General features: G+C 74.3%; 11 protein-coding genes. 1 reads left to right on the top strand and 10 read right to left on the bottom strand.

The window, feature by feature from the left end; genetic code table 11:
* Positions 1 to 50: 50 nt before the first annotated feature.
* The 7 genes from FB586_RS08590 to FB586_RS08560 form a co-directional block, all read right to left on the bottom strand.
* Positions 51 to 710 carry an NAD(P)H-dependent oxidoreductase gene (locus FB586_RS08590; protein ID WP_246036643.1) on the bottom strand — a complete coding sequence of 220 codons (660 nt, stop codon included), beginning with the start codon at positions 708 to 710 and terminating at the stop codon, positions 51 to 53.
* Positions 707 to 1,144: a MarR family winged helix-turn-helix transcriptional regulator gene (locus FB586_RS08585; RefSeq protein ID WP_136518863.1), complete on the bottom strand. Its 438-nt coding sequence runs from the start codon at positions 1,142 to 1,144 to the stop codon at positions 707 to 709. The genes FB586_RS08590 and FB586_RS08585 overlap by 4 nt, the downstream gene beginning before the upstream one ends.
* 138 nt (positions 1,145 to 1,282) lie before the next feature.
* A complete protein-coding gene (locus tag FB586_RS19390) occupies positions 1,283 to 3,928 on the bottom strand; it encodes a glycosyl hydrolase 53 family protein (protein ID WP_168800500.1) in 2,646 nt (881 codons plus the stop codon).
* Between the two features lie 100 nt (positions 3,929 to 4,028).
* On the bottom strand, positions 4,029 to 4,934 hold the full coding sequence (locus FB586_RS08575; RefSeq protein WP_136518862.1) for a sugar ABC transporter permease: 906 nt from the start codon (positions 4,932 to 4,934) through the stop codon (positions 4,029 to 4,031).
* Positions 4,934 to 6,544, bottom strand: a complete 1,611-nt coding sequence (locus tag FB586_RS08570; RefSeq protein WP_136518861.1) for an ABC transporter permease subunit — start codon at positions 6,542 to 6,544, stop codon at positions 4,934 to 4,936. Before FB586_RS08570 ends, FB586_RS08575 begins: the two co-directional genes overlap by 1 nt.
* A 78-nt stretch (positions 6,545 to 6,622) precedes the next feature.
* Positions 6,623 to 7,876, bottom strand: a complete 1,254-nt coding sequence (locus FB586_RS08565) for a sugar ABC transporter substrate-binding protein (RefSeq protein ID WP_136518860.1) — start codon at positions 7,874 to 7,876, stop codon at positions 6,623 to 6,625.
* A 137-nt stretch (positions 7,877 to 8,013) separates the two neighbouring features.
* Complete coding sequence (locus FB586_RS08560; RefSeq protein WP_136518859.1) at positions 8,014 to 10,032, bottom strand: beta-galactosidase; 2,019 nt, start codon at positions 10,030 to 10,032, stop codon at positions 8,014 to 8,016.
* A 279-nt stretch (positions 10,033 to 10,311) separates the two neighbouring features.
* Between FB586_RS08560 and FB586_RS08555 the strand changes: the two genes are divergently transcribed.
* Positions 10,312 to 11,358, top strand: coding sequence for a LacI family DNA-binding transcriptional regulator (locus FB586_RS08555; RefSeq protein WP_246036642.1), 1,047 nt, complete (start codon positions 10,312 to 10,314; stop codon positions 11,356 to 11,358).
* A gap of 47 nt (positions 11,359 to 11,405) precedes the next feature.
* Here the strand turns inward: FB586_RS08555 and FB586_RS08550 are convergent, their stop codons facing one another.
* From FB586_RS08550 to FB586_RS08540, 3 genes are all read right to left on the bottom strand, one after another.
* Positions 11,406 to 12,077, bottom strand: a complete 672-nt coding sequence (locus FB586_RS08550; RefSeq protein ID WP_136518858.1) for a 4a-hydroxytetrahydrobiopterin dehydratase — start codon at positions 12,075 to 12,077, stop codon at positions 11,406 to 11,408.
* Positions 12,078 to 12,159: 82 nt separating this feature from the next.
* Positions 12,160 to 13,746 (bottom strand): SPFH domain-containing protein, encoded by a 1,587-nt coding sequence (locus FB586_RS08545; protein ID WP_136518857.1) that lies wholly within the window; start codon positions 13,744 to 13,746, stop codon positions 12,160 to 12,162.
* A gap of 228 nt (positions 13,747 to 13,974) precedes the next feature.
* Positions 13,975 to 14,997 carry a serine hydrolase domain-containing protein gene (locus tag FB586_RS08540; protein ID WP_222928318.1) on the bottom strand — a complete coding sequence of 341 codons (1,023 nt, stop codon included), beginning with the start codon at positions 14,995 to 14,997 and terminating at the stop codon, positions 13,975 to 13,977.
* Between the last annotated feature and the right edge of the window lie 66 nt (positions 14,998 to 15,063).

Raw genomic sequence — 15,063 nt, 5'->3', positions numbered from 1 at the left:
GCCGCACCGTCACGACGGTGCGGCTCTCGTCGTCCGGGCCCCGGCGCCGCTCAGCGGGGCGGGCGCACGCGCCGGCCGGCGTCGGCCCGCCCGAGACGCCCGGCCCGCACGAGCCACCGGCGGCGCGTCGCCTCGCTCGACGTGCGGACCCGTGCGAACCGCGTGACGCCCACCGTGCGGATGCCGCAGAAGCCCAGGGTCGCGTGGACGAGGGAGCTCACGGCGGCGCTGCGGTACCGCAGGCGGTCCCACCACACGGGGCTGTCCATCGTCATGACGAGCCGGGCGGTGCGCCCGGTCAGCAGGCGCTCCCAGCCCAGGTCCGCGCCGCGGTGGCGGAAGGCGAGCTGCGAGAGGAACACGCGGTCGACGAACCCCTTGAGCACGGCCGGGTACGTGCCCCACCACTGGGGGAACACGAGCACGACGTGGTCGGCGCGGCGCAGGGACGCCACCGCGGCGTGGACGTCGGGCTCGAGGTCCTGGTCCGGGCCCTGCCAGCGCAGGGCCGCGGGGTCCCGGGACGCGACGTCGAACGCCGTGCCGCCGAGCGCGAGCAGCTCCACCTCGGCGCCGGCGGCCCGTGCCGCGTCGGCGTACGCCGACGCGATCGCCCCGCAGAGGCTGTCGGTGCGGGGGTGCCCGAGGACGACGAGGATGCGCGGCGCGCGCACCGCGGCCCGCGGCGGCGCGGCGACGAGCGCCGTCACCGGTCGGCGTCCTGCGCGCGGACCGCGTCGAGCATCGCGATGAGGTCGGCCTGGGTCCGGTCGAGGTCGAGGCCGTCGCGCCCCGCGAGCAGGCGGCCGAGCTCACGGTCGAGCAGCGCGCTCGCCTCCTGCACCACGCGCGCACCGTCGTCGGTGAGGCTCAGGACGACGCGGCGGGCGTTGTGCGGGTCGGTGCCGGACCGGACGAGGCCCCGGGCCACGAGCCCGGGCACCCGCTTGCTGACCGCGGCCTTGGACACGCGCAGGCACTCCGCGAGGCGGGTCACGTCCTGCGGCTGCACGTCCTGCAGCACGGCGAGGAACACGACCTGGTTGAACGTCAGCTCGTACCGGTGCGCGGCGAGGAGCCGGTCCGCGTACGCGTCGAGGGCGTCGACGAGGTGGTGCAGCGTGGGCACGAGATGCTGGGCCATGGGAAAAGTCAACCGGTTGACACAGGCGGGTGTCAACCGGTTGACGGTGTGCTCGCGCCCATGCCGGCGGCACCCGGGCGAGTGCCACCGCGGGGCGTGGGCCGCGCGACCCCCCGCAGGGCGCCGCGCGGCCGGTCCTCACGCCGTCCGGCGCCGGCGGTGCACCACGAGGACGGCACCGCCCGCGAGCAGCGCGAGCGCCGCGCCGAGCAGGACCAGCACGCTCGTCCCCGTCACCGCGAGCGTGCCGTCACCGAGGACCCGGATCTCGACCTGGGCGAGCACCGTGCCGTCGGCACCGCGCGCCTGGACGTGGTGCACGCCGGGCGCGAGGTCGCCGGGCACCGTGACCGTGACGGTCGCGGCGCCGTCGACCAGCGTCGCCGTCGCGAGCGCGCGGTACGCGGACGCCACGCCGACCTCGACCTGCGTGCCGGGTGCGTCGGTGACCGTCACCGTCAGCCGGTCGCCCGGGCGCACGGTCGTCGCCGAGACCGCGATCGACGTGCCCTGGACCGCCGGGGCCGACGGCGTCGGGGCCGGGCTCGTGGTCGGCTGCGGCGAGCTGGTCGGCTGCGGCGAGGTGGTCGGCTGCGGCGTGGGGACGACGGCGACCAGGCCGCCGAGCGCCGCGCTCAGCTGCTCGGCCGCGGCGTCGACCGACGCCTGGCCGGGGCGCGGGGAGGCCAGCACGAACGCCGCCCGTGCGAGCGCGGCGTCGAGCGCCTCGAGCGAGGCCGGCGTCCACGCGTCGCGGTCGAGACCCTCGGCGTCCTGCACGAGCGCCGCGAGCGCCGCCGTGTCGGCCGCAGCCTCGTCCGGCACCGCGACGAGGGAGAACTCGTCCATCGAGCCCCACGCGCCTCCCGACAGGCTGAGGTTCGCGGAGACGACCACCACGCCGTCGGCGGCGACGTCGATCGGCTCCGTCTGCGGCGTCTGCCAGTTGACGAAGCCCTGCAGCCGCGCGTCGGCGGTGACCGACGAGATGCCCGAGCTCGCGCTGATGCGCACCGTGTCGGCCGCGCCGGCGTCGCCGCCCTGGACCTTGGCCGACAGGCGGTAGCGGCCCGGGGGGACGTCCCGGATCGTCTGCTCGACCGAGAACGCGTACGCGCTGCCCGACCAGAAGTGCAGCGAGCGCGACCCGGCGAACGGGTCGTTCGGCGAGCTGATCGTGTAGCCCGTGCCCGTACCCGTCCACGGCGCGACGCCGGCCTCGAACCCGGGGTTCACGACGAGGTTCGCGGCCTGCGAGGCGTCGCCCAGGACGGTCACCGTCGCGACGGCGTCGTGGCCCGCGGACGTGGTGCCGGTGACGGTGTAGACGCCCGGCCCCACGATCCAGCCGGTCGACCCGTGCCAGGTCACCTCCTGGGCCTCGGTCGTGCCGTCCGTGTAGGACACGTCGACGGTGCTGGGCAGCGTGACCGGGTCGCCGTCGGCGACGGTGACCTGCGCCTCCTGCACGGCGTCGAGCTCACGCGGGCCGACCGACCCGGTGCGGGCGTACTCGTACACGCGCAGCGACTCCAGCGGCGTCCCGTCGAACGCGAACAGCGCCTGGTTGTCCCAGCCCGAGCCGCCGAAGTCGTCGGCCCACTCGTCGCCGAGCGCGCCCGTCGGGTCGTAGAACTCCTGCGAGTAGGTGGTGGCCCAGCCCGAGCCGTCGCGCTGCCACAGCTCCCAGTTCGCCTCCGCCTGGTCGGGCGGGCCGACCGGCAGCCACGCGGGCTCCCAGTAGAAGGTGCCGAGGCCCTTGCCGTCCGGCACGTCGGCGACGGCCTGCATGACGTCGCGGATCGCGAGCGCCTGGCCCTGCACCGACGCCGGGTAGGGCCCGGCGGCCGTGCGGACCGCGTTCGGGTACCCGTCGCCGTCGGCGAGCGTGTACGTGTACGACGTCTCGGCGACCGCGACCTCCTTGTCGTACGTCTGCGCGACGTGCGTCAGGACGGAGGTGAGGTTCTCGGGCGACCCGTGCCAGAAGGCGTAGTACGAGCTGAGGAAGACGTCGTAGTCCACGCCGCGGTCGTCGAGCGCCTTCGCGACGGACGCGTACTGCCCGGCGCGCTCGGGGTTCGTGAAGTGCACGGCGACCTTCACGTCGGGCCCCAGCGTGTCGCGCACGGCCCGCGAGCCGGCCTGGAAGAGCTGCGCCGTGCTGTCCCAGCCGCGCGTGCCGGCGATCTCGCCGCCCGTCGTCTCGTTGCCGATCTGCACCATGCCGACGTCGACGCCCGCGTCCTCCATCGTCTGCAGCGTCTCGGCCGTGTAGTCGTACAGCGCCTGCGTGCGCTGCGTCAGGTCCATGTCGCGCCACGCCCGGGGCGCGTACTGCTGCCCCGGGTGGGCCCAGAAGTCGGAGTAGTGGAAGTCCACGAGCACCCGCATGCCGGCCTCGGTGGCGCGCCGGCCGATCTCGGTGGCCCGCTCGGCGTCCACGTTCCCCGCGCCGTAGCCCTTCGTCGGGTCGGTGCTGAGGAACGGCTCGTTCCACACCCGCACCCGGGCCCAGTTCACGCCCGCGTCCGCGAGCACCTCGAACAGGTCGGCCTCCTGGCCCTGGCGGTCCTTGAACGTCACGCCGCTCTCCTCGAGCGACAGGACGGTGGAGAAGTCGGCGCCGTTGATCCAGTCGGCACCCATCCCCTCGACCCGCGGGACCGTGATCCCGGCCTCCACCGGCTCCGCAGGCGCCGCCTGCGCGGCGGCCCCGCCGGCCGCCATCGCCGCGACGAGGGTCGCGGCTGTGACCGCTCCCAGTCGTCCTCGCACTCCCATGGCACGTCCTTCCGATCGTCGTCGATCTGCCCGTGCGCGGGCGCGCGCGGGGTCGTGTCGTGATGCAGGTGCAGGTGGGCGGGGCCGTCCCGCCCGGGCGTCAGCCCTTGACCGAGCCGGCGGACAGGCCGCCGACGATGTACCGCTGGAGCGAGAGGAACAGCACCAGGACGGGCAGCGAGCCGATCGTCGCGCCGGCCGCGAACAGCCCCCAGCGCGACGTGAGCTGGTTCGAGACCCACTGGTACATGCCCACCGCGAGCGTCCAGTTGTCCTCGCTGGTCAGGACGATCCGGGCGAGGATGAAGTCGCCGAACGCCGAGATGAACGCGAGCAGGCCGACCACCGCCAGGATCGGCGGGACGAGCGGCATGATCAGCCGCCAGAACACCTGCGCGTGCGTCGCGCCGTCGATCTTGGCGGCCTCGTCGATCTCGATCGGGATCGTGTTGAAGAACCCGTACATGAGGAACGTGTTCGCCCCGAGCGCGCCGCCCAGGTACACGCAGATCAGCGCGATCTTCGAGTTCACGCCCAGCGCCGGCACGACGTTGCCGAGCGCGATGAGCAGCAGGAACACGGCCACGAAGGCGACGGTCTGCGGGAACATCTGGATGATGAGCAGCGTCGTCAGCGACGCGCGCCGCCCCCGGAAGCGGAAGCGCGAGAACGCGTACGCCGCCGCCGCGCCCATGAGCACCGCGCCGAACGCCGCGGCGGCGCAGATGACGAGGGTGTTGACCGCCCACGTCCAGTAGCTCGTGCTGCCCAGCGCCGCGTAGTTCGCGCCGCTGACGGTGCGGAAGAGGTTGCTCGAGCCGGCCAGCGAACCGCGCGGGTCGAGCGACGCCGACACGGCGTACACCAGGGGGAAGGCGGCGTAGAAGACGATGACGACCGCGACGGGGTACTTCCACCCCACCTCGGCCCACCACCGCCCACGGCGTGCGGGGTTCGACGGGCGGGCCGGTGCCTGCGGGCGCGCCGGGGTCTGCGTGACGGCCATCAGATCTCCTCGAGCTTGCGGGTCCGGCGGAAGGCGACGGCCGACACGATGCCGATCACGACGAAGACGATGATCGACAGCGCGGAGGCCAGGCCGTAGTCGGCGCGGCCGCCCGACACCCCGGAGATCTGGTAGATCGCGGAGATGAGGATGTCGGTCGCCCCGAGGGGCACGCTCGCGCCGGGGAAGGCGGGCCCGCCGTCCGTGAGCATGTAGATGATCGTGAAGTTGTTGAAGTTGAAGGCGAAGGACGCGATCGCCAGCGGTGCCGTCGCCACCAGCAGCAGCGGCAGGGTGATCGATCGGAACTGGCGCCAGCGGCCGGCGCCGTCGACGCGGGCGGCCTCCATGACGTCGCCGGGCAGGCCCTGGAGCGCGCCGGTGGTGACGAGGAACCAGTACGGGTAGCTGAGCCACAGGTTGACCCAGAGGATCGCGAGCTTGGCGAGCCACGGGTCGGTCAGCCAGCTGATGTTCGCGCCGAGGAAGAACCAGTCGTTGACGACCCCGAACTCGGCGTTGAGCATGCCGCGCCACAGCAGCGCGGACATGAACGCCGGGAAGGCGTACGGGAGGATGAAGATGGTCCGCAGCACCTTGCGGCCGCGCACGCGCGGGTCGTTGTAGACGAGCGCGAACAGCAGGCCGAGCCCGAAGCTCGTGAGCACGGTGAGGATCGCGAACGCGAACGTCCACGCCGCGACCCGCAGCAGCGGCCCCGCGTAGCGGTCGTCGGTGAACGCGCGGGCGAAGTTCTCGAAGCCGACGTTGACGTACCAGCCGGCCGCGAGGCGGTCGCCGTCCGCGCTGACGAAGCTGCCGCGGTCGTCCGGCGAGTACACGGCCCCCGTCTCGGTGTCGGTGATCGTCCGGGCGGCCGGGTCCCACTCGAGCGTCGAGGTGTACACCGCTCCGGTCGCGCCCTCGCGCGTGCGGATCGACCCCTCGGTCGCGTCGTCGGAGACGGGCACGCGCAGCGCGACGACGCGCTCCTGCAGCGCCGCGTCGCTGAACAGCTGCGCGCGCGGGACGACCTCCCAGCCCGGCACCTGCGTCACGGCGCCGTCGGCGTCGACGACCGCGCCGCCGACCGCCTCGAGCGGCTCCTCGGCCGTGCCGACCCGCACGACGCCCTCGTCGTTGATCGCGAAGCCGAGCGTGTCGCCCTCGCGCAGCACCGCGAGCGGGTACGTCGGGGAGCCCTCCGCGCGCTGCTCGTCCTGGATGAGGGCCGCGTCGACGGCCTGCTGCATCGAGCCGAGGTGGCCGGTGCCGTAGTTCGTGAACGCGACGTAGCCCGTGTACACGAGCGTGAACATCTGGAACGCCGCGAGGAAGACGAGGCCCGGGAACAGGTACTTCAGCGGCAGCGCGCGCCGGGAGAAGTAGACCCAGTCGGCCGCCACGAGCAGCGCGACGAGCACGCCGAGGATCACCCACGCGCCCGCGTTCCACGCGGACAGGATCGCCAGGACGCCCGCGGCGTTGACGACCATCATCAGCAGGAGCTTGACGACGAAGCCCCAGCCGGGCGCGGTCCAGCCCCGGGCGTGGGACTCGGGCGGCGCGGGGCTCGGCGCGGGCTCGACGCGCTGCAGGCCGACGGACATCAGGACTCCTCGTCTGGGTGGCGGAGGGGGGTGGGGTGGGGCGCGGTGCGCGCCCCACCCCGGGTGCGGCGGCGGGCGTCAGCCGCCGATGGCGCCCTCGATGTTGGTGACCATGCTCGTCCAGACGGACGTCGGGTCCTCACCGTTGATCAGCGCGATCTGCGCCGGGTTCCAGAACTCCCAGACGGCGCCCATCTCGGGGATGTTCGGCATCGGGACGCCGTTCTGCGCCGAGGCGAGGAAGCCGGCGATGACCGGGTCGTCCGACACCTGCTCCGCGACGCTCGTGAGCGCCGGGATGCGGGGGTCGGCGTCGTACAGGGCCTGCTGCGCCTCGTCCGTCGCCATGTAGTTGACGAGGAACTCGTTCGCGAGCAGCGCGTTCGACGACTGCGCGGACAGGTAGAAGCCCTGCACGCCGACGAACGGGGACGCCGTCTGACCGCCGGCCGACGGCACCGGGCTGACCGCGACCTCGATGCCCGCGTCCTGGTAGGTCGGGATCGTCCACGGGCCCTGCACGATGAACGGCGACTGGCCGGTCGCGAAGAGCTCGTTGCCGATGTCGTAGTCCACGGTGTCGGTGAAGTACCCCGTGCCGGCCGAGCCGTTGGCGTGGATCCACTGCGCGTAGGCGAGCCCGGCGTCGCCGCCGAGGCCGACCTCGCTCGTGTACGAGCCGCTCTCGTCCTGCACGAAGACGGGGGCGCCGAACGACGTCTGGAACGCGTAGGACGTGTACATGTCGCCCTCGGCACCGTTGGTGTAGAGGACGAACGGGCGCTCCGCGAAGCCCGCGTCCGTCGCCATCTGGATCATCTCGTCCCAGGTGGCGGGCGGCTCGGAGCCGACGAGACCCACGTTCTGGATCAGCGCCACGGACTCCTGCGCGTACGGCAGCGCGTACAGCTGGCCGTCGTAGGTCAGCGCGTCGAGCGTGACCTGCTCGAAGTCGCCCGCGCGGTCGCCGATGTCGATCGTGTCGACGACGCCCGACTCGACGAACTCGCCGAGCCAGTCGTGCGCGCCGACGGTGATGTCCGGGCCCTCGCCCGTCGGCACCTGCGCGAGGAAGTCGGCGCGCAGGTCCTCGAAGTTCTTCTGCACGACCGTGACGGTCGCCCCGGTGTCCTCCTCGAAGTCGGCCGCGGCGTTCTTGATGGCCTCCGCGCGCTCCGCGTCGGACCAGACCACGAGCTCGGTGCCCGCGCCGTCGCCGGCGCCCGCGGACGAGCCCTCGGTCGTCGCCGGTGCGGGGTCGCCGCCGCTGCACGCGGCCAGGAGGGCGGCCGACGTCACCACGGCGACGCCGAGCGCGATGTGCTTGCGCATCTGTCTTCCTTCCGGGTTGGGCCGCCGCGCGCGTCTCGTACGGGATCGCGACGCTGCGACCTGGTGGGGGTGCGAGGTGCGCGGCCGACCCGTCGGGTTCGACGGGAGGGGCGGCCGGCACCCGGGGCGGTGCGCGGTCAGCGACCACCCCCCTGCGCGCGGGGCGTGCGGATCACGGCCACGTCGCCGGGACCCACCCGGAACGTGCCGTCGACGGGTGCGCCGGAGAGCAGCTCGGTGCCGCTCGCGGCGAGCTCGGCGGGCTCGGCGCGGTGGTTGACGACGACGTGGAAGTCCGCCGTCCCGCCCTGCCGCGTCACGACCTCGAGGCCCTCGGGGTGGCCGGGCGGCACGACGCCGGCGTCGGCGTAGACGCCCCGCAGCACGGGCGCGAGCGCGTCGACGCCGAGCGCGGTGCTGACGTACCAGCCGGTCCCCTGCCCGTGCCGGTGCCGCGTGACCGCGGGCATGCCGTCGGCCGGGCCGCCGCGGTAGGTGCCGCGCACCTCGGCACCGTGCAGCACGACGTCCTCGGTCCAGACGTCGGCGGTGACCTCGGTGCCGTCGAGGTCGACCGCGCAGGTCTCACCCTCGCGCATCGGCAGGAACTCCTCGACGGCGACGCCGAGCGCCGTGCGCAGCGGGGCGCCGAAGCCCCCGACGTGCACGGCGTCGTGCTCGTCGACGACGCCGGAGAAGCAGGAGACGAGCAGCGTCCCGCCGGCCTCGACGTACGCGGTGAGGTTGGCCGCCGCCGCCTGCGTGAGCAGGTAGGACGCGGGCGCCACGACGAGGCGGTAGCGGGACAGGTCGTGCTCGGGGTGGGCGAGGTCGACCGTCACGCCGTCGCGCCACAGCCGCTCGTAGTACGCCCGCACGCGCTCGCGGAACCCGAGCGCGTCCGAGGGGCGCCACTCGAGGTCCTGGGCCCAGAGCGACTCCCAGTCGTAGAGCACGGCGACGTCGGCCCGGACCTGCGTGCCGCGCAGCTCCTCGACCGCGGCGAGGCGGGCGCCGAGGTCGACCACCTCGCGGAACACGCGGGACGACGCGCCGGCGTGCGGCAGCATCGCGGAGTGGAACTTCTCGGCGCCGGACCGCGAGGCCCGCCACTGGAAGAACATGATCGCGTCGGCACCGCGCCCGAGGTGCGTGAACGCGTTGCGGTGCATCTCGCCCGGGCGCTTGGCGATGTTGCGCCCCTGCCAGTTCACGGCCGAGGTCGAGTGCTCCATGAGCATCCACGGGCGCCCGCCCGCGACCGAGCGCGTGAGGTCGGCCGACAGCGCGAGCCCGACGTGCGCGTCGGGGTCCGGCGACCACAGGTAGTGGTCGTCCGAGACGACGTCCACCTCCTGCGCCCAGCGCCACAGGTCGGTGTTGTAGTTCTGGTGCGCCATGAAGTTGGTCGTCACCGGCTGCGTGGCGTGCGCGCGGATCGCGTCGCGCTCGATGCGGAAGCACGCCCGCAGCTGCTCGTCGGTGAACCGCGCCCAGTCGAGCTTGGTCGACGGGTTCGCGATCGACGCCGTCGCCGCCGGTGCCACGACGTGGTCCCACTCGCGGACGACCTGGCCCCAGAACGCGGTGCCCCACGCGGCGTTCAGCGCGTCGAGCGAGCCGTACCGCTCGCGCAGCCACTCCCGCCACGCGGCGACCGCGCGCGGCGAGAAGTCGTCCGACACCGGGGCGCCGTACTCGTTGTGCACGTGCCACAGGACGACGGCGGGGTGCTCCGCGTACCGGCGGGCGAGCTCGCCGGCGACCCGCGCGATGGCCGTGCGGTACTCCGGCGCGGAGTGGGACACCATGCCGCGGGACCCGAACCCGAGCACCGTGCCGTCGGCGGTCACCACGCGCGCGTCGGGGTACGTCGCGTAGAACCACGCGGGCGGCGCCGCCGTGGGCGTGCCGAGGTCGACCGCGACGCCGTTCGCGTGCAGCAGGTCGAGCAGCTCGTCGAGCCAGGAGAAGTCGAACTCGCCCTCGCGGGGCTCGAGCATCGCCCACGAGAAGATGCCGACGCTGACGAGGTTGACGCCCGCCTTGCGCATGAGCGCGACGTCCTCGTCCCAGACGTCGCGGGACCACTGCTCCGGGTTGTAGTCACCGCCGTAGGCGATGCCGTCGAGCAGGGGCCAGGGGTGGGCCGTCATGACACTCCGTCGGGTCGGGCGCCGCGGCGGCGCCGGGTGGTGCTGAGGCGGACGACAGTACCTGTGACCGGTCACGGTCCCGACGCAGTCAGACGGTGGGAACGATCCCAGAACCGTTTCGTGATCCAACTGTGACCGGTCACAGCACGTCCGGGTGATCCGGTCGCGGCGGGCGTGACCGCACGTGCCGTTCGTGACCCCCACGTGCCGCGCCCCGCCGCGTCCGGGCGGGACCCGCGCGTCCCGGCGCGGACGTCGACGGCGTTACCCTCGACCCTCGTGGAGAGCGCCACGCCCGCAGGACCGCCCGTCACGGCGCACGTGGCGGGACGTCGGCGTCCGACGATCCGGGACGTCGCGGCCGCCGCCGGCGTCTCGCGCGGAACGGTCTCGCGCGTCATGAACGGCGGGCACTGGGTGTCCCCCGCCGCGCGCGAGGCGGTCGAGCACGCCATCCGCGACACGGGCTACCAGGCCAACCAGCACGCGCGCTCGCTCGCCACCGGACGGGCCAACTCCCTCGCGTTCCTGCTCACCGAGCCGCAGCACCAGCTGTTCACCGACCCGACCTTCTCGATCCTGCTGCGCGGGGCCGCCCAGGCGCTGTCGCAGCGGCAGCTCACCCCGGTCCTGCTCGTCGCGGGCTCCGAGGCCGAGCGCCGCAACGTCACGCAGTTCGTCACGGCGGGCCACGTCGACGGGGTCCTGCTCATCTCCTCGCACGAGAGCGAGCCGATGGTCGACATGCTGCTCGAGGCGCGCATCCCCACCGTGGCGTGCGGCATCCCCCTCGGCCACAGCGACGACCTCACGGTCGTGTCGGTCGACGAGGTCGGCTCGGCACGCACGATGACGCGCCACCTCAAGGAGCGCGGCCGCCGGCGCATCGCGATGATCACCGGCCCCTCCGACACCGGTGGCGGGCGGTACCGGTTCGTCGGCTACCGCGAGGAGCTCGGCGACGCCTTCGACCCGCTCCTCGTGGAGGAGGGCGACTACTCGACGGAGTCCGGTGCCGCGGCGATGGCGGTGCTCCTCGAGCGGGCCCCCGACATCGACGCGGTCTTCGCCGCCTCCGACAGGATGGCGTCCGGCGCGATGGCGACGCTGCGACGGGCCGGGCGCACGGTCCCCGGCGACGTCGCGGTCGGCGGCTTCGACGACTCCGGCCTCGCCGAGTCCCTCGAGCCGCCGCTGACGACCATGCGCCAGCCGTTCGACGAGATCTCGCGCGTCATGGTCGACCTCGTCCTCGACCTGGTCGAGGGGCGCGAGGCCGTCTCCCGCATGCTCGCGACGCGCCTCATCGTCCGCGAGAGCACCTGACACCGACCGGACGACTCGCGCCGTCGCACGACGCGGGCCCGCGCCCGTCAGGCCGTGGGGCGCGCCTGCCACGTGCACACGCACGCCTCGTTGCCCTCGGGGTCGGCGAGCACCCAGAACGCCGGGACGGCGTGGTCGCTCACGAGCCGGCCGCCCGCGGCGATCGCGGCCGCGACGCGCTCCTCGGCGAGGTCGTGCGGCACCGTGACGTCGAGGTGGATGCGGTTGCGCTGCGGGCGCGGCGCATCCATCTGCTGGAACCAGAACGCCGGCCCGGTGCCGGCCGGGTCCACCAGGGCGTCGGGGTCACCGGGGACGTCGACGTAGCCGAGGACGGCCTGCCAGAACGGGCGGACGGCCGGGATGTCGAGGGCGTCGACCGCCACCTCGAGCACCTCGCTCGCCGCCACCGCCGGCTCCAGGCCCAGCTCGTCCGCGAGCGCGGTGACCGTCGCCGCGAGGTCGACGTCCCGCTGCGTGAGCCCGTGCACGTCGTGGCTCGACGTCGTGACGGTGACCTGCCCGTACCGGAGCAGGACGTCCGGGTGGTGGTCGGCGGCGTCCGCGGCCTGTGCGACGCGCGCGACGAACGCGGCGCCGGTGGCCCAGTCGGGCGTGCGGAAGGTCGCGCGCAGCGTGCCGAGCAGCACGCGCCAGTGCCGGGCGTCGACGGCGTCGGAGACGGTGGAGTGCGGCAGGACGTCCGTGGCCTTCGTCATGGCACCACCGTGCCAGGGACCACCGACGCCCGCACCGACACGGCGGCGCCCGGCGGCGTGGACCGCCGCCGGGCGCCGGCCGTCACGCCGTCGTGCCGTCCGGCCCGTCCGGGCCCGGCGCCTCGGCGGGAGCCACCGCGGCGGCCACCGGACGCCGGTCGGCGTCGTCGGAGCGGCGGGCGTCGCCGCGCCCCCGCACCATCTCCATGAGGTCGATGCCGGTCTGCGCCTTGAGCAGCGCGGTCAGCTCCTGCACGCCCGTCGCGACGTTCCCGGTGACGTTCGACGCCCCACCCTTGTCGATGACGGTGATGCCGTCGATCGCGCCGAGCGCGTCGGCGTACGGCTGCGCGACCTTCGGCAGCGCGTCGAGGACCATCTGCAGACGCGCCGACTCGGGGAACGTCTGGTACGCGTCGGCCTCCGCCTTGATGGCGGCGGCCCGGGCCTCGCCCTTCGCGCGCTCCGCGGCGGCCTCGGCCTCGCCGCGCGCACGGGCGCCGTCGGCCTCGGCACGGGCCAGCGCGAGGGCACCCTCGGCGCGGCGCTGCTGCTCCACCAGGGCGGCGTCGGCGCGGGCGCGCGCGGCGGCCGCCTCGGCGTCGGCCTGCGCGGTGATGCGCTGGGCGTCCGCCTCGGCCGCGCGGATGGCGGCGGTGCGGGCGGCCTCGGCCTCCTGCTCGGCGGCGTACCGGCGGGCCTCGGCCTCCTGCGACGCCTCGTACTTGCGCGCCTCGGCCGGCTTGCGGACCTCGGTCTGCAGCTCCTGCTCGCGCAGGGCGGCGCGCCGCAGGGCGACCTGCTCCTGCTGGATGAGGACGGCCTGCTGCGCCTCGGCCTCGGCCCGCTCCTGCGCGGCCTCCGCCTCGGCCCGGGCCGTGGCCGTCTCCTGTGCGATGTGCGCCTCGCGCAGCGCGACCGCCTTGTTCGACTCGGCGATCTGGACCGCGGCCTCGTTGGAGCGCTGCGTGCTCTCCTGGCGGGCCTGGGCCTCCGCGATCTCGGCGTCGCGCGCGACCGCGGCGGCGCGCGGGCGGCCGAGGTTGCGGATGTAGTCGCCGGAGTCCTCGACGGTCTGGATCTCGAAGTTCTCCAGCACCAGCCCGCGCTCGGCGAGCATGGGCACGGCGATGTCCTTGACCTCCTTCGAGAACTCCTGGCGCTCGTAGAGGATCGACTCGACGGTCAGCGTGCCGGCGATCGTGCGCAGCACGCCGACGAGGACCTCGCTGGTCTGCTGCTCGATGACCTGCTCCTGGCTGCGCCCGGCGAACCGCTGTGCGGCGGCGCGCACCATGCGCTCGGTGCCGCCGACCTTGACGACCGCGATGCTGCGCAGCGTCACGCCGACGCCGCTCTTGGTGGTCGCGTCCTCCGCGGCGACGGGGAAGCTCTGCGACGCGAGCGACAGGCGCACGACCTGCTCGAAGATCGGCTTGACGAACGTACCGCCGCCGATGACGACACGCTGGCCCGACAGGTCCGTCGTCTCGTCGCCCGTCTCCGGGTTGATGACGGGGGTGCCGCTCTTGCGGCCGGTGATGATGAGCGCCTCGTCCGGTGTGGCGATCTTGAAGCGGACCTTCGCGTACACGGCGCCGACGACGGCGAGCACGATCAGGACCACGACGATCACCACGACGGTCGCGACGGTGCTGACGGCCTCCATGGGACTCCTCGTGCCAGGACCTCCGCGCGGGAGGCCGACGGGTGCGGCGCGGGCCGCTGGCCCGGCCGCGGGGGCGTGCGCCACGGGACCCGGACGAGCCGGGCGGAGGTGGCGGTCCTCGCACCCTAGAGGTCCGGGGCGGTGCCGCGGGAGGGTGTCCCACGCCCACGGCGCCCGATCCACCCCCGCGGCGGAACGTCCCCGGGCCGCCGCGCGGGCACCTGGCCGTCAGCCGGCGAGCGCCTCGCGCACGGCCCGCGCCACCGGCCACGCCGCCTCGGCGGTCGTCCCGGCGACGGTCCACGTCGTCCCCGTCGCGGGGTCGTGCCGGGAGGCGAAGGAGACGCCGGTGTCCTCGCCGGCGAGCCCCACCGTGCCGTCGTCGAACAGCCAGAGCCCGAGGCCGTACGCCTCGTCGTCGCCCGTCGGACGCGGCTCGCGCATCGCCGCGACGAGGTCGTCCGGCACCAGCCGCCCCGCGAGCAGCGCGCTCCAGAACCCCTCCATGTCGGCGGTCGTCGTGTACGCCCCGCCGTCCCCGCCGCCGACGACGGGCAGGTGGTGCACGTTCGTCCGCCAGGCGCCGTCCACCCGGACGTAGCCGACGGCGGCGTCGCCGGGCAGCGCGTCGGACCGTGGGTAGCCCGTGGACGTCATCCCGGCGGGCCCGAGGACGCGCTCGCGCACGAGGTCGTGGAACGGCACGCCGGACGCGCGCTGCGCGAGCACCGACAGCAGCACGAAGCCGGCGTTGGAGTACGCGAACCGCTCCCCCGCGCCGAACTCCGTCGGGTGCCCGTCGAGCAGCGGGAGGTAGTCCTCGGGCGAGACGAGCCGGTGCACGGGCACCGGCATGAGGTACTCGGCGAGGTCCGCGTCGTCGTCGAGGTACTCCCCGATGCCGGACCGGTGCGCGAGCAGGTGCTCGACCGTGACGTCGTCGGCGACGAGCGGCAGGTCGTCGCCGAGCAGCGACCGGGCGGTCGTGCCGAGCGTGAGCGTGCCGTCGGCGACGAGCGAGAGGACCGCGAGCGCGGTGAAGCCCTTGCACCCGCTCGCCGTCGCGAACCGGTGCCGCGGCGTCATCGGCAGCGCGTGCCGGCGGTCGGCCAGCCCCCAGGCCGCGTCGAGCAGCACCTCCTCGCCCCGCACGGCACGGGCGACGAGGCCGACGTCGTCGTCCTCGTCCGACGCGGCGGTGCGCACGGCGTCCTCGACAACCTGGCGCAGGGCGGTCCCGGTGGTGCTCACGCGGGCACGCTACGTGCGGGCCGCGCGGTGCGTCGCGTCCTTTCCCGAGCCGTCCGGCCCTGGCTC

This window comes from Cellulomonas telluris, assembly GCF_004886325.1.
Lineage (GTDB): Bacteria > Actinomycetota > Actinomycetes > Actinomycetales > Cellulomonadaceae > Cellulomonas > Cellulomonas telluris.
The sequence above is the reverse complement of the archived record's forward strand: the minus strand, read 5'-3'. Positions and strand labels throughout refer to the sequence as shown.